23 protein-coding genes are annotated in these 19972 nt (G+C 71.7%); 15 read left to right on the top strand and 8 right to left on the bottom strand.

Features of this window, described 5'->3' with window-relative positions; all coding sequences use genetic code 11:
• Window positions 1-90 precede the first annotated feature (90 nt).
• The 7 genes from AB5J73_RS03640 (at window position 91) to AB5J73_RS03610 (ending at window position 7389) form a co-directional block, all read left to right on the top strand.
• Window positions 91-1788, top strand: a complete 1698-nt coding sequence (locus AB5J73_RS03640; protein ID WP_370968113.1) for a sodium:solute symporter family protein — start codon at window positions 91-93, stop codon at window positions 1786-1788.
• Between the two features lie 10 nt (window positions 1789-1798).
• On the top strand, window positions 1799-2083 hold the full coding sequence (locus tag AB5J73_RS03635) for a hypothetical protein (RefSeq protein WP_370968111.1): 285 nt from the start codon (window positions 1799-1801) through the stop codon (window positions 2081-2083).
• 47 nt (window positions 2084-2130) lie between these two features.
• The gene (locus tag AB5J73_RS03630; RefSeq protein ID WP_370968109.1) at window positions 2131-3138 is read left to right on the top strand and encodes a DUF3558 domain-containing protein; all 1008 of its coding nucleotides are present in this window, start codon (window positions 2131-2133) and stop codon (window positions 3136-3138) included.
• A gap of 67 nt (window positions 3139-3205) precedes the next feature.
• Window positions 3206-4207, top strand: coding sequence for a dihydroxyacetone kinase subunit DhaK (dhaK, locus tag AB5J73_RS03625; RefSeq protein ID WP_370968107.1), 1002 nt, complete (start codon window positions 3206-3208; stop codon window positions 4205-4207).
• Window positions 4207-4836, top strand: coding sequence for a dihydroxyacetone kinase subunit DhaL (gene dhaL, locus AB5J73_RS03620; RefSeq protein ID WP_370968105.1), 630 nt, complete (start codon window positions 4207-4209; stop codon window positions 4834-4836). Before dhaK ends, dhaL begins: the two co-directional genes overlap by 1 nt.
• Window positions 4833-5504, top strand: coding sequence for a dihydroxyacetone kinase phosphoryl donor subunit DhaM (gene dhaM / locus AB5J73_RS03615; RefSeq protein ID WP_370968102.1), 672 nt, complete (start codon window positions 4833-4835; stop codon window positions 5502-5504). The genes dhaL and dhaM overlap by 4 nt, the downstream gene beginning before the upstream one ends.
• Window positions 5505-5622: 118 nt before the next feature.
• Entirely contained in the window at window positions 5623-7389 is a 1767-nt protein-coding gene (locus AB5J73_RS03610) for a 3-hydroxyacyl-CoA dehydrogenase family protein (protein WP_370968100.1), read from the top strand.
• Here the strand turns inward: AB5J73_RS03610 and AB5J73_RS03605 are convergent, their stop codons facing one another.
• The 4 genes from AB5J73_RS03605 to AB5J73_RS03590 all read right to left on the bottom strand — a co-directional run bounded on the left by AB5J73_RS03605 (window position 7390) and on the right by AB5J73_RS03590 (window position 9672).
• Window positions 7390-7899: a hypothetical protein gene (locus tag AB5J73_RS03605; protein ID WP_370968098.1), complete on the bottom strand. Its 510-nt coding sequence runs from the start codon at window positions 7897-7899 to the stop codon at window positions 7390-7392. It abuts the gene before it with no gap.
• Window positions 7900-8003: 104 nt separating this feature from the next.
• Window positions 8004-8414 (bottom strand): tRNA (N6-threonylcarbamoyladenosine(37)-N6)-methyltransferase TrmO, encoded by a 411-nt coding sequence (gene tsaA / locus AB5J73_RS03600; protein ID WP_370968096.1) that lies wholly within the window; start codon window positions 8412-8414, stop codon window positions 8004-8006.
• Window positions 8411-8836, bottom strand: coding sequence for a nucleoside deaminase (locus tag AB5J73_RS03595; RefSeq protein WP_370968094.1), 426 nt, complete (start codon window positions 8834-8836; stop codon window positions 8411-8413). Before AB5J73_RS03595 ends, tsaA begins: the two co-directional genes overlap by 4 nt.
• Window positions 8833-9672 carry an LLM class flavin-dependent oxidoreductase gene (locus tag AB5J73_RS03590; protein WP_370968091.1) on the bottom strand — a complete coding sequence of 280 codons (840 nt, stop codon included), beginning with the start codon at window positions 9670-9672 and terminating at the stop codon, window positions 8833-8835. Before AB5J73_RS03590 ends, AB5J73_RS03595 begins: the two co-directional genes overlap by 4 nt.
• Window positions 9673-9765: 93 nt before the next feature.
• On the opposite strand from AB5J73_RS03590, the gene AB5J73_RS03585 reads away from it, so the two are divergent.
• Together AB5J73_RS03585 and AB5J73_RS03580 are read left to right on the top strand one after the other, a co-directional pair.
• Window positions 9766-10230, top strand: coding sequence for an Lrp/AsnC family transcriptional regulator (locus AB5J73_RS03585; RefSeq protein WP_370968089.1), 465 nt, complete (start codon window positions 9766-9768; stop codon window positions 10228-10230).
• The gene (locus tag AB5J73_RS03580) at window positions 10214-10738 is read left to right on the top strand and encodes an adenylate kinase (RefSeq protein WP_370968087.1); all 525 of its coding nucleotides are present in this window, start codon (window positions 10214-10216) and stop codon (window positions 10736-10738) included. The genes AB5J73_RS03585 and AB5J73_RS03580 overlap by 17 nt, the downstream gene beginning before the upstream one ends.
• 2 nt (window positions 10739-10740) lie before the next feature.
• Here the strand turns inward: AB5J73_RS03580 and AB5J73_RS03575 are convergent, their stop codons facing one another.
• Window positions 10741-11217 (bottom strand): Lrp/AsnC family transcriptional regulator, encoded by a 477-nt coding sequence (locus tag AB5J73_RS03575; protein ID WP_370968085.1) that lies wholly within the window; start codon window positions 11215-11217, stop codon window positions 10741-10743.
• A 58-nt stretch (window positions 11218-11275) separates the two neighbouring features.
• Between AB5J73_RS03575 and AB5J73_RS03570 the strand changes: the two genes are divergently transcribed.
• Window positions 11276-12394 (top strand): PLP-dependent aspartate aminotransferase family protein, encoded by a 1119-nt coding sequence (locus AB5J73_RS03570; protein WP_370968083.1) that lies wholly within the window; start codon window positions 11276-11278, stop codon window positions 12392-12394.
• Here the strand turns inward: AB5J73_RS03570 and AB5J73_RS03565 are convergent.
• On the bottom strand, window positions 12391-12600 hold the full coding sequence (locus AB5J73_RS03565) for an FmdB family zinc ribbon protein (RefSeq protein WP_125312985.1): 210 nt from the start codon (window positions 12598-12600) through the stop codon (window positions 12391-12393). The genes AB5J73_RS03570 and AB5J73_RS03565 overlap by 4 nt on opposite strands.
• A 102-nt stretch (window positions 12601-12702) precedes the next feature.
• On the opposite strand from AB5J73_RS03565, the gene AB5J73_RS03560 reads away from it, so the two are divergent.
• From AB5J73_RS03560 to AB5J73_RS03550, 3 genes are all read left to right on the top strand, one after another.
• The gene (locus AB5J73_RS03560) at window positions 12703-13827 is read left to right on the top strand and encodes an alkaline phosphatase family protein (protein ID WP_370968081.1); all 1125 of its coding nucleotides are present in this window, start codon (window positions 12703-12705) and stop codon (window positions 13825-13827) included.
• 96 nt (window positions 13828-13923) lie between these two features.
• On the top strand, window positions 13924-15024 hold the full coding sequence (locus tag AB5J73_RS03555) for an NAD/NADP octopine/nopaline dehydrogenase family protein (RefSeq protein ID WP_370968079.1): 1101 nt from the start codon (window positions 13924-13926) through the stop codon (window positions 15022-15024).
• A 553-nt stretch (window positions 15025-15577) separates the two neighbouring features.
• A complete protein-coding gene (locus tag AB5J73_RS03550; RefSeq protein WP_370968077.1) occupies window positions 15578-15886 on the top strand; it encodes a hypothetical protein in 309 nt (102 codons plus the stop codon).
• Window positions 15887-15921: 35 nt separating this feature from the next.
• Here the strand turns inward: AB5J73_RS03550 and AB5J73_RS03545 are convergent, their stop codons facing one another.
• On the bottom strand, window positions 15922-16461 hold the full coding sequence (locus tag AB5J73_RS03545; protein WP_370968075.1) for a GNAT family N-acetyltransferase: 540 nt from the start codon (window positions 16459-16461) through the stop codon (window positions 15922-15924).
• Here AB5J73_RS03545 and AB5J73_RS03540 point away from each other — a divergent pair.
• Window positions 16460-17221 carry an alpha/beta fold hydrolase gene (locus tag AB5J73_RS03540; RefSeq protein ID WP_370968073.1) on the top strand — a complete coding sequence of 254 codons (762 nt, stop codon included), beginning with the start codon at window positions 16460-16462 and terminating at the stop codon, window positions 17219-17221. The genes AB5J73_RS03545 and AB5J73_RS03540 overlap by 2 nt on opposite strands.
• Here AB5J73_RS03540 and AB5J73_RS03535 read toward each other — a convergent pair.
• A complete protein-coding gene (locus AB5J73_RS03535; protein WP_370968071.1) occupies window positions 17209-18039 on the bottom strand; it encodes a phosphotransferase in 831 nt (276 codons plus the stop codon). The genes AB5J73_RS03540 and AB5J73_RS03535 overlap by 13 nt on opposite strands.
• A 133-nt stretch (window positions 18040-18172) precedes the next feature.
• Here AB5J73_RS03535 and ctaD point away from each other — a divergent pair, with 133 nt between their 5' ends.
• Entirely contained in the window at window positions 18173-19960 is a 1788-nt protein-coding gene (gene ctaD / locus AB5J73_RS03530; RefSeq protein ID WP_370968069.1) for a cytochrome c oxidase subunit I, read from the top strand.
• Window positions 19961-19972: the final 12 nt, after the last annotated feature.

The following is a 19972-nucleotide window of genomic DNA, read 5'->3' as shown; positions in this document are numbered from 1 at the left end:
TCCATGCAGTACTGTCCGGATCCGACGGGACGATGGTGATTCCTGTCGGATATTGTCCAATTCAAGAGGTACTGCCGGGAGGTGGGTCGGGTGCTCGTCCTAGCCGATGCGAACCTGCGACTCGACGCGAGCGCGATCGACTACATCGAGCTGGCGTTCTACTTCGTGCTGGTGCTCGGCATCGGGTACCTGGCGCGGCGGCAGGTCTCCAGCAGCCTCGACTTCTTCCTGTCCGGCCGGTCGCTGCCCGCCTGGGTCACCGGCCTGGCGTTCATTTCGGCGAACCTCGGCGCGGTCGAGGTCATGGGCATGTCGGCCAACGGCGCCCAGTACGGCCTGCCGACCGTCCACTACTTCTGGATCGGCGCCATCCCGGCGATGCTGTTCCTCGGCATCGTGATGATGCCGTTCTACTACGGCTCCAAGGTTCGCAGCGTCCCCGAGTTCATGCGCCGGCGCTTCGGCAAGCCGGCCCACCTGGTCAACGGCATCAGCTTCGCCGCCGCTCAGATCCTGATCGCGGGCGCGAACCTGTTCCTGCTGGCCAGCGTCGTGAACCTGCTGCTCGGCTGGCCGCTCTGGGTGTCGATCATCGTCGCCGCCGCGATCGTGCTCTCCTACACCGCGCTCGGCGGCCTGTCCGCGGCCATCTACAACGAGGTCCTGCAGTTCTTCGTGATCGTCATCGCGCTGGTGCCGCTGACGATCATCGGCCTGGTCAAGGTCGGCGGCTGGCAGGGCCTGGTCGACAAGGTCACCAACAGCCCCGGCGGGGACGCGCAGCTGCACTCCTGGCCCGGCGACAACTTGACCGGCTTCGGCAACAGCATCCTTTCGGTGCTGGGCATCGTGTTCGGTCTCGGCTTCGTCCTCTCCTTCGGCTACTGGACGACGAACTTCGTCGAGGTCCAGCGCGCGATGGCGTCGAAGAGCATGTCCGCCGCCCGCCGGACGCCGATCATCGGCGCCTTCCCGAAGATGCTGGTCCCGTTCATCGTCATCATCCCCGGCATGATCGCCGCGGTCAGCGTGTCCGAGTACGTCAAGGACAAGCAGGTGCTGCTCGACGGCGGCAAGGCCGAAAGCGGCGTCACGTTCAACAACGCCCTCCTGCTGCTGATGCGCGACCTGCTCCCGAACGGCATGCTCGGCATCGCCATCGCCGGCCTGCTGGCCTCGTTCATGGCGGGCATGGCGGCGAACCTGAGCTCGTTCAACACCGTGTTCACGTACGACATCTGGCAGACGTACGTGAAGAAGGACAAGCCGGACCACTACTACCTGAACCTGGGCCGCGTGGTGACCTCGGGCGGCACGATCCTCGCGATCGGCACCGCGTTCATCGCGTCGAACTCCGGCAACATCCTGAACTACCTGCAGGACCTGTTCTCGTTCTTCAACGCGCCGCTGTTCGCGACGTTCATCCTCGGCATGTTCTGGAAGCGGATGACGCCGCACGCCGGCTGGCTGGGCCTCGTGCTCGGTACCGCGTCGGCGATCACGGTGTGGGGCCTCTCGCAGGCCGGGGTGCTGGGCCTGACCGGCCAGGGCATCAGCTTCGTCGCCGCCGGGACCGCGTTCGTCGTCGACATCGTCGCGAGCGTCGTGGTGTCGCTGGCCACCAAGCCGAAGCCGGACGAGGAGCTCGTCGGGCTGGTCTACTCGCTCACCCCGCGCGACTCGCTCAAGCACGACGACACCGGCGAGAACGCGGGCTGGTACCGCAAGCCGGGCCTGCTCGCGGGCATCGTGCTCATCCTGACCATCGCCCTCAACGTCATCTTCTAGGGAGGCACGCATGGCTACCGAGTCCGGCGCACGGCCGCACAAGGCGGGCGCCTTCGACATCCGGCTGATCATCGCCCTGCTGATCGGCGTGTACGGCGTGATCCTGACGGTGATGGGCATCGGCTTCACCTCCGACGCGGAGATCCAGAAGGCGGCCGGCGTCAACATCAACCTGTGGGCCGGGATCGGCATGCTGGTCGTGTCCGCGCTCTTCATCATCTGGGCGAAGGTGCGGCCGCTCGTCGTCCCGGCGTCGACCGAGACGGAAGACACGGCGCCCGCCGCGGGCGAATAGCCGGGTTGTCCGGACAACGGCGCGAAGGTGCGGCTACCGTGCATCGCGTGCTCCTTGACGCTCGGCGCCGCCGTCTCCCGAAGCTGTTCCTGCTGGTCATCGTCCTCGCGCTGCCGCTGACCGCGTGCGGGCAGGATCTCGGCCGGTCGAACTTCGGCCGGACGACGGTGCCCGCGGCGGCCGGCGGCACCGGCCAGACCACCGACGGCCCGATCACCGACGCCGCCGTGGCGACGAACGCGCTGCGCGCGATCAAGCCGTGCCAGTTCCTGACCAAGGACGCCCTCGGTGCGCTCGGCCTCGGCACGGTCGAGGAGGACCCGTCGCCGTCGTCGATCGCCTTCGACACCTGCAGCAACAAGGTGAAGGACCCCGGCGGCAAGGAGATCCGGTTCGAGGTCGAGCTCGGGAACACCCTGCTGCCCCGGGCCGACAAGACGACCGGCCAGATCGGCGGGCTGCCGCTGCGCGTCAGCAAGTCCGACGACACCGACTGCCTGGTCGCGGCGATGACGGCGCTGAACCCGGACCTGGCGATCACCGTGTCGGTCACCTACGCCGGCGACCCGTGCCGTCCCGGGCAGGCGGTGCTCGAAGCGGCCGTCCAGAAGGTGCACAACTCGCCGGAGAAGTACTCGACGCCGCCGGGCACCGTGCTGACCGCCGACCCGTGCGCGATGGCCGACACCTCGGTGGTGGCCGCCGCCGTGCCGTCGGCCAAGTCCGCGCCCTCGGGCTTGCACTCCTGCGACTGGAAGAGCAACGGCACGGATCCGACGATCACCGTCAAGTTCCTGCCTGGCCTGCCCCCGATCGTCGGCGACGGGTACTCCAAGGTGGACATCGGGGGCGGGGTCACGGCGTTCCGGAAGCAGACGAGCACGAGCTCGTCGCGGTGCACGGTGGAGTGGCAGCACCGGCCGTGGCAGGGCGACGACGTCGAACTGGCCCAAGTGGACTACAGCAGCTACGCCGCCGAAGCGAGCAGCGACGACCCGTGCGGCAAAGCCGTGACCGTCGCCAAAAACGTCGTCACGAAGCTCCCCAAGCCCTGACCTGGCGGTGGGCCGCGCGGCGAGGTAGGAAGGGGGCACCCCACCCGCGGATGTGCCGGAGGTTGCCGTGAAGAAGATCATCAACGATCCGGCGAACGTGGTCGCGGAGTCGCTGCGGGGGCTCGCCGCCGCGCACTCCGACGTCCTGCGCGTCCAGTACGACCCCGATGTCGTCGTCCGGGCCGACGCGCCGGTCGCGGGCAAGGTCGCCGTCATCTCCGGGGGCGGGTCCGGGCACGAACCGCTGCACGGCGGGTTCGTCGGCCGGGGGATGCTCGCCGCCGCCGTCCCCGGCGCCGTGTTCACCTCCCCGACGCCGGACGCCGTGCAGGCCGCCGTCACCGCGACCACCGGTGACGCGGGCGCGCTGCTCATCGTGAAGAACTACACCGGTGACGTGCTGAACTTCGAGACGGCCGCCGAGCTGGCCGCCGCCGAGGACCTCGACGTGCGCAGCGTCGTGATCGACGACGACGTCGCGGTTAAGGACTCGACCTACACCGCCGGCCGCCGCGGGGTCGGCGGGACCGTGCTGCTGGAGAAGATCACCGGCGCCGCCGCCGAGCGCGGTGACTCGCTCGACGCCGTGACCGCGCTGGCGCAGAAGGTGATCGGCCAGGTGCGGTCGATCGGCGTGGCGCTGACCGCGCCGACCGTGCCGCACGCCGGCACCCCGAGCTTCGACCTCGACGACGGCGAAATCGAGTTCGGCATCGGCATCCACGGCGAGCCCGGCCGCGAGCGGATCCCGCTCGAACCGGCCGACGCCCTGGTGGCGCGGATGGTCGAGGCCGTCGTCACGGACCTCCCGTTCACCTCCGGCGACCGCGTCCTGCTGTTCACCAACTCGATGGGCGGCACCCCGCTCGTCGAGCTGTACCTGGCCCACGGCATCGCCGAGCGGCTGCTGGCCGAGCGTGGGATCGTGGTCGAACGCCGGCTGGTCGGCCCGTACATCACCAGCCTCGAGATGCAGGGGATGAGTCTGACGTTGCTCAAACTGGACGACGAGCTGACCGAGCTCTGGGACGCCCCGGTCAACACCGCGGCGCTGCGGTGGGGGTGCTGATGACCTGCAAGGCCGAGGGGGTCGCGGCGGCCGTGCGCGCCGCCGCGGCGGTGGTCGCCGAGCACCGCGTGGAACTGATCGACCTCGACCGCGCGATCGGCGACGGCGACCACGGCGAGAACCTGAACCGCGGGTTCACGGCCGTCGTCGCGGCGCTCGACGCGGGTGCGCCGGACACGCCGGGCGGGGTGCTGAAGCTCGTCGCGACGACGTTGATCTCCAAGGTCGGCGGGGCCGCGGGCCCGTTGTACGGCACGGCTTTCCTGCGCGCCTCGGCCAAGCTGGGCGCCGCCACCGAGCTGGACGTCCCGGCGTTGCTGGACGCGCTGCGCGCCGGCCTCGAAGGCGTCCAGGCCCGCGGGAAGGCCGTCGGTGGCGACGCGACCATGGTCGACGCCCTGATCCCCGCGGTCTCGGCCGCGGAGAAGGCGGCCGAGGAGGGCGGGGACGTCGCCGCCGTGCTGACCGCCGCGGCCGATGCCGCCGACCGCGGCGCGGAGTCCACAGTGGACCTGGTGCCGCGCAAGGGCCGGGCGTCCTACCTCGGCGAGCGCGCGGTGGGCCACATGGACCCCGGCGCCCGGTCGTCGGCGCTGCTGCTGCGCGCGTTCGCGGAGGCCGCCCGGTGAGCGTGGGTATCGTGCTCGTTTCGCACAGCGCCAAACTCGCCGAAGGCCTGGCCGAGCTGGCCGCGCAGATGGCGCCGGACGTCACCATCGTGCCGGCCGGTGGCCTCTCCGACGGCTCGATCGGCACGGACTACGACGAGGTCGTCGCCGCCACCCAGCGCGCCGACCGGGGCGACGGTGTCGTCCTGCTCTACGACCTCGGCAGCGCGCAGATGACCGCCGAGCTCGCCGTCGAATCGCTGGCCGATCCGTCGGCGGCCGTCGTCGCGGACGGCCCGCTGGTCGAGGGTGCCATCGCCGCGGCCGTCGCCGCCCAGGCGGGGCAGGACCGCAAAGCGGTGGCCGAGGCCGCCGCGGCGGCCGGGATCCCGGAGGACCTCGAGCCCGTCGAGTCCACGGCGGGCGGCGCCGAGGTCGAGCTGGAGCTGCGCAACGACGTCGGGCTGCACGCCCGGCCCGCCGCGGTGCTGGTGCGCACGCTCAGCGAGTTCGACGCCGAGGTGACCGTCCGGCTCGGTGCCCAGGAGGCCGACGGTCGCAGCGTGCTGGCCCTGATGTCGCTCGGCGCCCGTCAGGGTGACCGGATTCTCCTGCGGGCGCGCGGCCCGCAGGCTTCGGCGGCTCTGGCGAAGGCGAAAGAGCTGGTGGACGGCAATTTCGGCGAGTGAGGCGGGGTTCGCGACCGGGTGACTTGAGCGGTACTGACTCGATTCCGTCTGGGCTTCGCGTGGTTCCGCGTGGCAGTATCGGGGCAATTACCAGCGAGTAACATCTCTGGAGGCCTCGATGACGCGGGACATCTCGACGGTCGGAGTGATCGGCCTGGGCACGATGGGGGCCGGGATCGCCGAAGTGCTCGCGCGCAGCGGGCTCGACGTCGTCACGGTCGAGCTCGACGAGGCGGGGGTGGCGCGGGGCCGCGGGCACCTGCGGCACTCCACCGAACGGGCGCTTTCCGGCGGAAAGCTGGATGCGCCAGGGCGGGACGCGCTCCTGGGCCGGATCCGGTACAGCACCTCGCTTTCCGATCTGTCCGATGTGGACTTGGTGATCGAGGCGATCCCGGAGAGCCTCGAGCTGAAGGCCGACGTCTTCACCGAGCTCGACAAGATCACCCGGCCCGAGGTCGTGTTCGCGTCCAACACGTCGTCGCTGTCGATCACCGAGATCGGCGTGCACACCACGCGTCCGGGCAAGGTCGTCGGCATGCACTTCTTCAACCCGGCGCCGGTGCAGAAGCTCGTCGAGATCGTCAAGACCGTGGTGACCGAGCCGGAAGTGGTCACCGAGGTGGTCGAGTTCGCCGAGCGGCTCGGCAAGGTGCCGGTGGTGATCGGCGACCGGGCCGGGTTCATCGCGAACGCGCTGCTGTTCGGCTACCTCAACCACGCGGTGCGGATGTACGAGCAGCGCTACGCCACGCGCGAAGACCTCGACGCCGCGATGCGCTTCGGCTGCGGCTACCCGATGGGCCCGCTCGCGCTGCTCGACCTGATCGGGCTGGACACCGCGAACGAAATCCTCGACACGATGTACCACCAGTCCCGCAACCGGCTGCACGCGCCGGCGCCGCTGCTGAAGCAGATGATCACGGCCGGGCTGCTCGGCCGCAAGACCGGCCGCGGCTTCTACACCTACGACGCCCCGGACTCGCCGAACGTGGTCGCCGCCGACGTCGTGTCCACTGTGGACTCGGTGCCACCGCGGCCGGTGGCGCGGGTCGGCGTGGTCGGCACCGGGACGATGGCCACCGGCATCGCGGAGGTGTTCGCGAAGCGCGGCCTCGACGTCGTGCTGCGCGCCCGGAGCTTGGAGAAGGCCCAGGCGTCCGTGGCGAAGGTGAAGAAGTCGCTCGACAAGGCCGTGGTTCGCGGAAAGCTGTCCGAAGAGGACGCTTCGGCCGCGCTGGCCCGGATCACCCCGGTGACGGACTTCGAGGCACTGGCCGACGTCGACCTCGTCGTCGAGGCGGTCGCCGAGGAGCTTTCGGTGAAGCAGGCGGTGTTCTCGGCGCTGGACGAGGTCGTCCGCCCCGGCGCGGTGCTCGCTACGACGACGTCCTCGCTGCCGGTGATCGAGTGCGCGGCCGCGACCTCCCGGCCGTCCGATGTGGTCGGTCTCCACTTCTTCAACCCGGCACCGGTGATGAAGCTCGTCGAGGTGGTCTCGACGATCGCGACCGCCCCGGACGTCGTGTCGACGGCGAGCGCGGTCTGCGCCGCGGTCGGCAAGCACGCCGTCCACTGCGGCGACCGCGCCGGCTTCATCGTCAACGCGCTGCTGTTCCCGTACCTCAACGACGCGGTGAAGATGCTGGAGGCCCACTACGCGGAGGCGGACGACATCGACACGGCCATGAAGGTCGGGTGCGGCCTGCCGATGGGCCCGTTCGAGCTGCTGGACGTCGTCGGGCTGGACGTTTCGCTGGCCATCCAGCGGACGTTGTACAACGAGTTCCGCGAGGAGGGCTTCGCCCCGGCGCCGCTGCTGGAGCACCTCGTGACGGCCGGGCGGCTGGGCCGGAAGACCGGGAAGGGCTTCAAGACCTACTGATCAGTTTCCCAGGCTGAGCGCGACGCGTCCGTATCGCGCGTCGTCAGGCTGGACCATGATCCGGCCGCGGTGGGAGACCTCGACGAGGTAGAACTTTTCACCTGCCGGCACGTTCGGCGCGGAGAGGGGGAACACGCACGTCCAGGCGGCGTTCGAGTGCCCGGTTCCCAGCGCGCCTTGGGAGAGCACGGTTCCCGCCGCGTTGTAGACGGTGACCGCTGTCCCGGTCGTGATGTCCGAGTAGCCGCCGGAGCCACCGCAGGTGCTGTAGCTGTACCCGGTGCTGTACAGCGTAAAAGTGCCGCTGAGGTCGAACGACTGCGCGGCGGTGACCGCCGGTGCGCTCGGCGAGACGGCGCGGGCCAGGTCGAGGCCGACCCACAGGGCGCCGACCAAAGCCGCGCCGGCAGCACCGGCGAGAAGCAAGTGCCAGAAGTTCGTCCGGGTCCGCGCCGGTGGCGGTACCGGCTGCGGCCACGGATCGGGGACGGGTTCGAACGCGTCGGTCATCGTGACACCTCCGGTCGGCACGGTCGGGTTGGTCCGTTCGTGCGAAGGAGGTCGGCCCGCGGGCGGGGGTTGTTACCCCCGAACCCGGATCGTGATCGAGTCGCTCAGCGCCCGGCCACCTCGCCGAGGATCGGCTTGACGTCCAGGATCGGCGTGCCGTCGATCGCTTCCAGGCCGGTCACCGTGAGCACGCCCGCCTCGGCCGCGGTCACGGTGACCGGGTGGAGGCCGATCGGGTTCGGGCGGTCCGGGGAGCGCGTCGAGAACACCCCGGTGCTCGGCCGGTCCGGGGCACCGCGCGGGTGCACCGCCTGGACCCGCCGGTCGGCTTCGTGCAGCCAGGTGAGCAGGACCAGGCGGTCGCCCGGTCGCAGGTCGGCCGCTGCCGCGTGGAATGCGGGGTCGAAGACCACGCGGGCCGGCGGGGCGCCCTCGTCGCCCTGCTTCGGGGCCGTGCCGCGATCGGTCAGGGGCGACTCCACGCGCGCTACCGGGCGGACCTCGTAGCTCGTCACGTGTAATAGCCCTCGACCGGCACGCGGGCCTCGTCGAACAGGGCGGGGCCGTCGAGTTCGTAGCCCCACTTCACCGGCGGGCGCAGGGTGAGGAACTGCTCGGTCGAGAGGGCGTACACGACGCGGCCCAGCCCGGACCGCTCGATCGCGCCGGTGCACATGCCGCAGGGCTGGGTGCTGGTGAACATCGTCGTCGCCGCCGCGGTTTCCGGGTCCAGGTTCTGCGCGGCCCAGCGGGCCAGCTTCAGCTCCGGGTGGGCCGTGATGTCGTTGTCGGTCAACGACGTGTTGCGGTCTTCGGCGATGACGTTGCCGTCGGCGTCGGCCAGCAGGGAGCCGAACGGCGGGTTGCCGTGTTCCTCGCGCGCTTCGCGGGCCAGCTGGATCGCCCGCCGCAGCAGGGCTTCTTCGGTTTCCTTCACCGGTTCTCCTTCCAGGACGCGGCGATCGCCGCGAGGTCTCGCCACGCCACTTCGGGGTGGAGGGTTTCGGCCGGGTCCGCGTCGAACGGGTCGAGCACGACGGTCTCCGCGCCCAGCGCCCGCAGCTGCGCCAGGTCGTCGAGGACCTGGTCGAGGGTGCCTTCACCGGCCCGGCGGTCCGGTCCGGTCACCGGCGACCCGGTCAGCCGCAGCAGGATCCGCGGCGCGAAGGCGGGTACCGGCCGGTCGCCGGCCAGCTTTTCCAGCCGGGCCAAGCCGTCGCGGAAACCGGCCATCGTCAGCCGCAGCGGGTGCCACGCGTCGCCGAGCTCGATCGCCCGGCGCAGGCCGGCGTCGCTGTGCCCGCCCAGCCAGAGCGGGATCGGGCCCGCGCGGTAGTCGTCGTGATCGGCCCAGGCCGCGCGGATCGTCCGGAGGTACTCGGTGGTGAGCTTCCCCCGCCGCTCGAACGGCACGCCCAGCGCCTCGAACTCCTGCTTCGCCCAGCCGATGCCGGCGCCGATCACCAGCCGCCCGCCGCTCAGCGCGTCGAGGTTCGCCGCCATCCGGGCCACCAGCAGGGGATGCCGGTACGGCACGACGAGCACGGTGGTGCCGAGCCGCACCCGCTCGGTGACCCCGGCCAGCCACGACAGCGTCGTGAACGGCTCGTAGAACGGCGCCGGGTACTGGCCGGCGACGTCCGGCGTGATGGCGACGTGGTCGGACACCATCAGCAGGTCGTAGCCGAGGCCTTCCACCGTCCGCGCCCACGCGCGCAGGACACCCGGATCCGTGCCGGGACCGAAGTTGGGGACGTTCACGCCGATCTTCACCGGGAAAGGCTATCGGCGCTCCGGCCCTGGTCGGAAGGGAAAAGTCACGGCGTTGACCGGCTCGGGCCGTGGATCTCGCGGTACATTCGGCGAATGACCGAGAGTCTCGACCAGACGGACTGGGCCATCCTCGTCGAGCTCCAGCGCGACGCCCGGCTGCCGCTCACCGAGCTGGGCCGCCGGGTGAACCTCAGCGCGTCGGCGACGACCGAACGGCTCCGCCGGCTCGAGGCCACCGGCGTGATCACCGGCTACCGCGCGCAGGTCGACCTCGGCAAGGTCGGCTACGCGGTGCTCGCCGTCGTCCGGCTCAAGTACCCCGGCAGCCGGCACGAGGCACTGCACAAGCTGCTCGCCGAACGCCTCGAGGTCCTCGAATGCCTGCGCACCACCGGCGACGACTGCTACACGCTCAAGATCGCCGCCGCCTCGATGGCCCACCTCGAGCACACGATGGACGAGCTCGCCCAGTTCGGCAGCACGACCACGAACGTCGTCTACAGCCAGACCCTGCCCTACCGCGGCCCGCAGGAGCCCGCCCGTGACCCCGGCGCCTGAGCGCATCGTCGTCTACGGCGTGACCGGCTCGGGCAAGTCGACGCTCGCCGCCCGCATCGCCGAACGCACCGGCCTGCCGTACGTCTCGGCCGACGACCTCACCTGGCAGCCGGGCTGGGTCGCGGTCCCGGACGACGAGCAGCGCCGCCGGATCGCCGAGGTGTGCGCGGGGGAGACCTGGGTCCTCGACGCCGCGTACACCAGGTGGCGGGACGTCGTGCTGCCCCGCACGCAGCTCATCGTCGGCCTCGACTACCCGCGCTGGCTTTCGCTGGGCCGACTGGTGCGCCGGACGGCCCGGCGCGCGGTGACCCGCGAGCGGATCTGCAACGGCAACGTCGAGTCGTTCCGGCAGATGTTCTCCACGGACTCGATCATCCGCTGGCACTTCACGTCGTTCGCGAGGAAGCGGGCGACCATCCGGGCCTGGGCCGCCGAGCCGCCGTGCACCGCGGTCGTCCGGCTGACGTCCCCGCGCGAGACGCGCCGCTGGCTCGACACCCTCTGACGTCAGGCACCCGGCGGCAGCAGCGGGCCGCCGCTCCAGTGCTGGAACACCAGGTTCGTGTGGACGCGGGCCACCTCGTCCCGCGCGGTCAGCTCGTCGAGCACCAGGCGTTGCAGCTCACCCGCCGAATTGGTGGCCACGTGCGCGAGGAAGTCGTCCGGGCCGGTCAGGTGGTAGACCGCGCGCACCTCCGGCAGGGACAGCAGGTGCTCGATGAACGGGTCCACCAGCGGCCGCCGGTGCGGCCGGACCTGGACGAACAGGAAGGCCTCCAGCGGACGCCCCAGCTTGGCCGCGTCGACCGAGGCGTGCTGGCCGGTGATCACGCCCGTGTCGCGCAACCGGGCCACGCGGTCGAGGCACGTCGAAGGGGCGATGCCGACCGCGGCCGCCAGGTCCTTGTTCGTGATCCGGGCATCGTTCTGCAGCAGCCGCAGAATCCGGAGGTCCACCGGACTCAGTTCGACGGAATCGGACATCGGCGAATCATATCCGAGAGTGTTGCCCCCGATCCGGGGAAAGCTCGACCATGCTCGCATGACTTCCGCGCTGCGAACCCGAGCCGTCCACGCCGGCCGTGACGATCTCACGGACCTCGGCGTGCACGCCGCTCCGCTCGACCTGTCCACGACCTACCCGTCCCGCGACAGCGCCGCCGAAGCCGCCCGGATCGACGACTTCGCCGCCGGCGGCGAGCTCGACGGCCCGCCGATCTACGGCCGGGTGGGCAACCCGACCGTCGAACGGTTCGAGCGGGCGCTCGCCGAACTCGAAGGCTTCGACCACGGCGTCGCGTTCGCCAGCGGGATGGCCGCCGTCTCGGCCTGCCTGCTTTCCGCGGTGGCGCAAGGGAAACGGCACGTCGTCGCCGTGCGCCCGCTGTACGGCTGCAGTGACCACCTGCTCGAGTCCGGGCTGCTCGGCACCGAGGTCACCTGGGCCGCGCCCGGCGCCGTCGCCGCCGCGCTCCGGCCGGACACCGGGCTGGTGTTCGTCGAGACGCCGGCGAACCCGACGCTGGCCGAGGTGGACCTCGCCGAGCTGGCGGCGGCCTGCGGGGACGTGCCGCTGGCCGTCGACAACACCTTCGCCACGCCCGTGCTGCAGCGCCCCGGCCGCCACGGGGCCCGGATGGTGCTGCACAGCGCGACGAAGTTCCTCGGCGGCCACGGCGACGTGATGGGCGGGGTCGTCGCGTGCGGCGCCGAAGAAGCCGCGCGCCTGCGGCAGATCCGCTTCGCCACCGGCGGCGTGCTGCACCCGCTCGCCGGATACCTGTTGCTGCGCGGGCTTTCCACGCTGCCGCTGCGCGTCAACGCCGCGTCCGCGACCGCGGCGACGCTGGCTTCACGGCTTGCCGAGCACCCGGCCGTGACCACCGTCCACTACCCGCGGATCGGCGGGCCGCTGGTGGCGTTCGAGGTCGACGGTGACCCGCACGCCCTGATCGGGGCGGTCCGGCTGATCACGCCGGCCGTCAGCCTCGGCAGCGTCGACACGCTGATCCAGCACCCCGGCTCGATCAGCCATCGGATCGTCGACGAGGGCGACCGCCGCGGCGCCGGGGTGTCCGACCAGCTGATCCGGATGTCCGTCGGCCTCGAGGACGTCGAGGACCTGTGGGCCGACCTGGAGCAGGCGCTGAAGGCGCTCTAGCCGCAGCAGCCGCCACCACAGCAGCCGCCGCCACCGGCCGGGGCCGCGGGACCGCTCGCGGCCCCGGTGAGGGCGACGGTGGTGAGCAGCTTGACGGTGTCGGAGTGCCCTTCCGGGCAGGGCGCCGGCGCACCGGACTCGCTCATCGGGCGCAGGAGCTCGAACGTCTCGGTGCACTCGCGGCAGCGGTAGGCGTAGGTCGGCATGCCGCGATTATCGCCGGACGGCCCGGGGGAAGGGAAGCCGGGCGGCGGAGGGGATCGGCCGCCCGGACCGCCGCGTGCGGCCGCCGGTGGGAAGCTGGGCGCGTGCAGCCGCCTTCACTCGCCGACGTCCCGCACCTCGGCCAGGTCGTCCCGTCCCTGCTCGCCGCGCTCGGGGTGCCCGGCTGCGGGAACACCCTCGCCCTGCCGGCCGCGCGCAGTGCCGGGGTGCTGCTCGTCGACGGGCTCGGCCGGGAACTGCTCGCCGAGCACGCCGCGGACGCCCCGGTGCTGACCGAGCTCGCCCGCGGGTCGCTGCGCGTGGGCTTCCCGTCGACGACGGCCGCCGGGGTGGCCGCGATCGGCACCGGGCTCGCGTCCGGCGAACACGGCATGGTCGGCTACACCTTCGAAATGCCCGGCGTGGGCGTGCTCAACGCGTTGCGCTGGTGCAGCCACGAGGACGGCAGCGACCTGCGCGGCGCCCTCCCGCCCCGCGACGTGCAGCCGCTGCCGACGACGTTCGAGCGGGCCGCCGCGGCCGGGATCGACGCCGCGGTGGTGTCCGCGGCGAAGTTCGCCGACACCGCGTTGACCAGGGCTACGCAGAGCGGTGCGCGTTACGCCGGGGTGCACGCGCTGGGCGACCTCGCCGCGCGGACGGTGGACGTGCTCGGCGGGCGCGCGTTCTGCTACGCCTACCACAGCGAACTCGACCTGCTCGGCCACGTCTACGGGCCCGGCTCGACCGCGTGGCGGATGCAGCTGCGGCAGGTCGACCGGCTCGTCGAGTCCATTGTGGAGGGTTTGCCGGCCGGCGCGCTGTTCGCCGTCGTGGCCGACCACGGGATGGTGACCGTCGACGACAAGCTCGACCTCGAAGACGCCCCGGAGCTGCTCGACGGCGTCCGGACGTTCGGGGGCGAGGTGCGGGCCCGGCACGTCTACACCGAGCCGGGTGCGACCGCGGACGTCCTCGCGGCCTGGCGGGCGGTGCTCGGCGAGCGGGCCTGGGTGCGCTCGCGGGAGGAAGCCGTCGCCGAGGGCTGGTTCGGGCACACGGTCAGCGACCGGGTGCTGCCCCGCATCGGCGACGTCGTCGCCGCGGCCCGGGACCGGTTCGGGATGGTGCGCGGGCTCGCGGAGGCCGTCGAGACGTCGCTGATCGGGCAGCACGGGTCGCTGACCACCGCCGAACAGCTGGTGCCGCTCGCACTCGCCCAGGGCTGACGGGCGCCCGGTTTCCGGGAACGTGCGGCGGCGGGAACTTTCCGCCTTCCGGTGCCGACCTGTCCACTGCGTACCGGACTGACGGGAGTGGGCGGAATGAGCGTGCTGGACGGGATCGGGGTCGTCGGGGCGGGCGGCGAGGGACGGGCCGTGGCCGCCCACCTCGCCGCGCGGGGGCTGCCCGTGCACCTGTACACGCGGGATCTCGCTGCCGTGGCGGGGATCGCGCGCCGCCGGGAGATCGTCGCGCACGGTGCGCTCGAGGGCCGCTTCCCGCTGCGGGAGGTGACTTCCGACCCCGCCGGGCTGGGCGGGCGCGCCGTCGTGCTGATCGCCACCGTGACCACCGCCTACCCGGAGGTCGCCGCCCGCCTCGCGCCGCACCTGAGCGCGGGGCAGGTCGTGGTGCTGTTCTCCAGCAAGCTCTGCGGGAGCGTCGAGTTCGCGCACGCGCTCGCCGCCGCCGGGGCGCCCGAGGTCGACGTCGTCGAGACCGACGCGCTCTTCGCCGCCCGGCCGGCCGGGACCGCCGGGGTGACCGTGCTGGGCGCCAAGGGCTGGAACCTGATCTCCGGCAGCACCCCGGCCGCCGTCGCCCGGCGGGCCGGGCTGCTGCGCGAGTGGTTCCCGATGCTGGAGATCGCGCGCAACCCGGTGGAACGCGGGCTGCACGACTTCGGCGCGGTCGCGCACGTGCCGATCGCGCTCGCCAACCTCGGCACCATCGACCGCGCGGAGGAGCTGCTCTTCTACGTCGACGGCGTCTCGGCGCGCACGATCGCGTTGCTGGAGCGGACCGAGGCCGAGTTCGCGCTGGTGGCGCGGGCTTACGGCGCGCGGCTGATGCCGATGACCGAGGTGCTCGACCGGTACTACGGCTGCCCGGCCACGACGCTGCTGGACGCGCTGCGGACGGTGGAGCCGTACCGGACGATCGCCGCGCCGACCAGCCTCGACCACCGGTTCCTGACCGAGGACATCCGGTCGACGCTGGTGCCGCTGCAGGCCCTCGCGCGGTGCGCCGGGGTGGCGACGCCGGTGGTGGACGCCGCGATCACGATCATGTCGGTGCTCGGCGGGGAGGACTTCCGGCGGACCGGGCGGACCCTCGGGCGGCTCGGGTGGGAGGGGCTCGGCCAAGAGGGGATCGTGCGCCGGCTGGGAGTGGGTGGCGGGGTGGTGGAGCGGGCGGCTTGAGATCTCGCGGGGCGGGTGCGCGGGATCGGCCGGGCTGGTTCGCTCGCGGGGCTGGGTGGGCCTCGGTGGGCGGGACCGGGCCGAGGTGGTGAGCGGCGCCTGGGATGCCGGGCGGTGCTGGTCGGCCGACGCCGGATCGTGAGTCGGGCAGGCCCCGGGCCGAGTAGGCGGGAGGCGACCGGTTCGTGCCGGGCGGGGCCGGCCGGGGAGCTAGGAGCGGTCGGCCGGCGTCGGACTGCGGACCGGGCGGGTGCGGGGCCATGCGGGCCGCCGCCGGCCGGTTGGCGCTGGGCCGTGGATCAGCCGGGGAGCAGGGTGGGCTGAAGGCGGACTGTGGACCGGGCGGGTGCGGGGCCATGCGGGCCGCCGCGACCGGTTGGCGCTGGTCCGTGGATCAGCCGGGGAGCAGGGTGGGCTGAAGGCGGACTGTCGGCCGGGCCGGAGCAGGGCAGCGCGGGCCGGAGGGGGTCGGTTGGCGCCGGCCCACGCGCCAGCCCCGGAGCAGGCGGACCAGGGACGGTCGGCTTCCGGGGTGGCCATTACCGTGGGGCTCGTGCCTCGACGCAACCGTCCCGGCCGCCGCTCGGACGGTGGGCCGTCGCCTGAACGGGAGCTTGGTGCCGCTACCGGGTGGGCTCGGGCCGAGGCCGGGGTCGATGGGGACTGGCTCGTGCGGAGCGTGCCCGGGGCGCAGGCCACCAAGTTCTACCGCTGTCCGGGCTGCGACCACGAGATCCGGCCCGGGACGCCGCACGTCGTGGTCTGGCCCGCCGACGAGACCGGGTCCGTCGCCGACCGGCGGCACTGGCACCGGGCCTGCTGGGACGCGCGGGCCCGGCGGCGGCCGACCCGGCGCCGGTGATCCTTCACTCTCCAGTTGTCAAACAGCCATCCGGCTCAGCGCCGGTAGTGCCGCGACATCGCGCCGTCGTACATCTCCTCCGTGTACTCCGTGAAGCCGAGGCGCTCGGCCACCCGCAGCGACGGCTTGTTCGCGATGCTCACGCTCGCCAGCACCGGCACGGACGGGAGGTCGCGGGCGCACCACTCGAGCACCGCCTGGCCGGCCTCGACCGCGTACCCCTTCCCCCACGCCGACGGTCGGAAGCGGTAGCCGAGGTTCAGCACCTTCTCGCCGTGGAACTCGCGCAGCCGGACGCCGCACATGCCGATCACCTCGGTGCCGCCGCGTTCGAGGACCGCGGGGTAGCCGAAGCCGTGGTCGGCCCAGTGCGCCAGCCAGTCCGAGAACATCGCCGACGCGCGCGGGACGTCGGGCGGGTCGGGGTGGAAGCGGTTGGTGCGCGGGTCGGTGTGGATGTCGACCATCGCCTGCCGGTCCGCCTCGTGGAGCGGACGCAGCAGCAGCCGGTCGGTTTCGATGTCGGTGAACACATCGGCGAAGCTAGCGCGGGGGTCCGACAAAATGGCTCGCATGACCGAACTGCCGCTGGTCCTCCTCCACGCCTTTCCCCTGGACTCCCGCATGTGGAACGCGGTGCGCGAGCCCCTCGCTTCACACTTTCGGGTGATCACACCGGACCAGCGCGGGCTCGGTCGCTCGCCGCTGCCGGAGTCCGATCGCGAGCCGAGTCTCGAAGACGCCGCCCGGGACGTCGTCGCCCTGCTCGACCGGCTGGAGCTGGACCGCGTCGTGTTCGGCGGCTGCTCGATGGGCGGCTACCTCGCGATGGCCGTGCTGCGGCTGGCACCGGAGCGGGTCGGCGGGCTCGTGCTGATCGACACGAAGGCCACGCCCGACACGCCTGAGGCCGCGCAGAGCAGGCTGGACGTCGCCGAGCGCGTCGAACGCGAAGGGATCGAGCACTGGCTGGCCGAGGCCAACCTGCCGAACCTGCTGGCGGAATCGACCCGGACGGGACGGCCCGAGCTCGTCGAGACCGTCCGCGCGATCGTCGAATCCCAGCCGCCCGCCGGCATCTCGTGGACGGCGCTGGCGCTGCGGACCCGGCCCGGCTCCCTCGACCTGCTCCGGGACTCGAAGGTGCCGACGCTGGTCATCGTGGGTGAAGAAGACCCGATCACGCCGGTCGCGGCCGCGAGCGAGATCGCCGAAGCCGTCGACGGGGCCACGCTCGTGGTGCTCCCGGACGCCGGGCACCTGACGCCGCTGGAAGACCCCGCTGGGGTCGTCGAGGCGATCCTGTCCTGGTACCCCGCGACTCACGAGAAGTAGGCGGCCAGCGCGGATCGGGCTTCGGGGAGCCGGTGCGGGAACCGCTTCGCGATGACGTAGCGCCACGCGACGGCGAACAGCTCTCGCAGCCGCGTGCACACGGCGAGCTCGTCCTCGGGCACCGAGCCGGGGTACGCCGCCAGGTGCTCGGGGCCGCCCTGCCCGGCCAGGATGGCGAGGTCCCAGGCGAGCGGCCCGTGCCAGGTGTCCTCGAAGTCGAGCCAGCACGGGCCGGCGGGCGTGGCGATCAGGTTGCCGGGGTGCGCGTCGCCGTGCAGCGGGCGGCCGCCGGAAGCCGGCAGCGCGGCCCCGATCCGTGCCGCCTCGGCCGCCAGCCGGGGTGCCGCGCCGTCCATCGCGCCGCCGTGGCGCGCGAGGATGCGCTCCAGGTCGTCGAGGGGCCCGCGGCGGGGCAGCTCGCCGGGGAACCCGCGCAACGCGGAGTGCACCTCGGCGAGGGAACCCGCGACCGTGTCCGGTGCGTACCGGTGGCCCGGATCGTGCGGCGTGTGGTGCCAGAGCGTGACCGGCAGCCCGGCCGCGAAATGGGGCCCGGCCGGGGGATCCGTGGTGGGTGAGACGACGCGCACACCACGGTCCGTGAGGAACCTCGAGACGGCGACGTCGCGGGCCAGCCAGGCCGCCGGCTCCGGCCGGGCGAGCGCCGTGGTCGCCGGCACCCTGGCGACCACCGGACCCAGTCTCACCAGCACGTTCGACCGCTCGTGGAGCACTTCGGGAGCGTGCTCGGGCAGACCCAGCCCGGAGGTCACGGCCAGTGCCGCGCGGACCGCGTTCCGCGTGTGTTCGTCGGCCACGGCCCGATCTTGCCAGCCGGTGCGCGCGACTGTCGGTAGCGAGGGCTACGATCCCCCTAAGCCGCCGGACCGGGTTCCCGGGCCCCGGTGGCCGGACGATGACCACCACAAGGTTTCAGTGTTGGAGGCAGGAGTGACGGCCGTAGCCCCCAAGCCGATCGCGACGCGCCCGTACCCCGCGCGCGAGTCGGTCAAGGGTTCGTACCTGCTGCGGTTGTTCCGCACGACGGACCACAAGCAGATCGGGATCATGTACCTGGTCACGTCGTTCGCCTTCTTCATGGCGGGCGGCGCGATGGCGATGCTGATCCGCACCGAGCTGGCGCGGCCCGGGCAGCAGTTCCTCTCGCAGGAGCAGTACAACCAGCTGTTCACCATGCACGGCACGGTGATGCTGCTGCTGTACGCGACCCCGATCCTCTTCGGCTTCGCGAACTTCGTGCTCCCGCTGCAGATCGGCTCGCCGGACGTCGCGTTCCCGCGGCTCAACGCGTTCTCGTACTGGCTGTACCTCTTCGGCGGCCTGATCGTGCTGTCGGGCTTCCTGACCCCGGGTGGCGCCGCCGACTTCGGCTGGTTCGCCTACACCCCGCTGTCGGACGCGATCCACTCGCCGGGCGTCGGCGCGGACCTGTGGATCTCCGGCCTGGTGGTCTCCGGTCTCGGCACCATCCTCGGCGCGGTCAACATGGTCACCACCGTGGTCTGCCTGCGCGCGCCCGGCATGACGATGTACCGGATGCCGATCTTCACCTGGAACATCCTGGTGACGTCGATCCTGATCCTGCTCGCCTTCCCGATCCTGACCGCGGCCCTGATGGGCCTGCTGGCGGACCGGCACCTCGGGGCGCACGTGTTCGACCCCGAAAACGGCGGCGTGATCCTCTGGCAGCACCTGTTCTGGTTCTTCGGCCATCCCGAGGTCTACATCGTCGCGCTACCGTTCTTCGGGATCGTGTCGGAGATCTTCCCGGTGTTCAGCCGCAAGCCGCTGTTCGGCTACAAGAGCCTGGTCTGGGCGACGCTGGCCATCGCGGCGCTGTCGGTCGCGGTGTGGGCGCACCACATGTACGCCACCGGCGCCGTGCTGCTGCCGTTCTTCTCCTTCATGACGTTCCTGATCGCCGTCCCGACCGGCATCAAGTTCTTCAACTGGATCGGCACGATGTGGAAGGGCCAGCTGTCCTTCGAGACGCCGATGATCTTCTCGATGGGCTTCATCGTCACGTTCCTCTTCGGCGGCCTGACCGGCATCCTGCTGGCCGCGCCGGCGATCGACTTCCACGTGTCGGACAGCTACTTCGTCGTCGCGCACTTCCACTACGTGCTCTACGGCACGATCGTGTTCGCCACCTTCGCCGGCATCTACTTCTGGTTCCCGAAGATCACCGGCCGGATGATGGACGAGAAGCTCGGCAAGTGGCACTTCTGGACCACGTTCATCGGCTTCCACGGCACGTTCCTCGTCCAGCACTGGCTGGGCGCGGAGGGCATGCCGCGCCGGTACGCGGACTACCTGACCAGTGACGGCTTCACGACGCTGAACACGATCTCCACGATCGGCGCGTACATCCTCGGTGCCTCGACGCTGCCGTTCATCTGGAACGTCTTCAAGAGCTACCGGTACGGCGAGATCGTCACGGTGGACGACCCGTGGGGCTACGGCAACTCGCTCGAGTGGGCGACCTCCTGCCCGCCGCCGCGGCACAACTTCACCGAGCTGCCCCGGATCCGCTCCGAGCGGCCGGCGTTCGAGCTGCACTACCCGCACATGATCGAGCGCCTCCACCAGGAGGGCGAGATCGGGTTCTTCGGCAAGCAGAAGGTCAACAGCCACGCGGCGCCGTCGCAGCTGCTGACCGAAGCCGTGATCCCGGGGGACCACTCGAACGACAACGCGAGCGAGCGGGACGACAAGTAAGTACCTGATCGA

Source organism: Amycolatopsis sp. cg9 (assembly GCF_041346945.1).
In the GTDB taxonomy this organism is placed as follows: domain Bacteria; phylum Actinomycetota; class Actinomycetes; order Mycobacteriales; family Pseudonocardiaceae; genus Amycolatopsis.
The sequence above is the reverse complement of the archived record's forward strand: the minus strand, read 5'-3'. Positions and strand labels throughout refer to the sequence as shown.

Excerpts from the sequence above, each read along its gene's own strand:
- AB5J73_RS03575 (WP_370968085.1), bottom strand. The coding sequence starts at position 11,217 with ATGTCCGATTCCGTCGAACTGAGTCCGGTGGACCTCCGGATTCTGCGG.
- AB5J73_RS03635 (WP_370968111.1), top strand. The coding sequence starts at position 1,799 with ATGGCTACCGAGTCCGGCGCACGGCCGCACAAGGCGGGCGCCTTCGAC.
- AB5J73_RS03605 (WP_370968098.1), bottom strand. The coding sequence starts at position 7,899 with ATGACCGACGCGTTCGAACCCGTCCCCGATCCGTGGCCGCAGCCGGTA.
- AB5J73_RS03610 (WP_370968100.1), top strand. The coding sequence starts at position 5,623 with ATGACGCGGGACATCTCGACGGTCGGAGTGATCGGCCTGGGCACGATG.
- AB5J73_RS03545 (WP_370968075.1), bottom strand. The coding sequence starts at position 16,461 with ATGCGAGCCATTTTGTCGGACCCCCGCGCTAGCTTCGCCGATGTGTTC.
- dhaL (WP_370968105.1), top strand. The coding sequence starts at position 4,207 with ATGACCTGCAAGGCCGAGGGGGTCGCGGCGGCCGTGCGCGCCGCCGCG.
- AB5J73_RS03565 (WP_125312985.1), bottom strand. The coding sequence starts at position 12,600 with ATGCCGACCTACGCCTACCGCTGCCGCGAGTGCACCGAGACGTTCGAG.
- AB5J73_RS03570 (WP_370968083.1), top strand. The coding sequence starts at position 11,276 with ATGACTTCCGCGCTGCGAACCCGAGCCGTCCACGCCGGCCGTGACGAT.
- AB5J73_RS03540 (WP_370968073.1), top strand. The coding sequence starts at position 16,460 with ATGACCGAACTGCCGCTGGTCCTCCTCCACGCCTTTCCCCTGGACTCC.
- AB5J73_RS03585 (WP_370968089.1), top strand. The coding sequence starts at position 9,766 with ATGACCGAGAGTCTCGACCAGACGGACTGGGCCATCCTCGTCGAGCTC.
- AB5J73_RS03555 (WP_370968079.1), top strand. The coding sequence starts at position 13,924 with ATGAGCGTGCTGGACGGGATCGGGGTCGTCGGGGCGGGCGGCGAGGGA.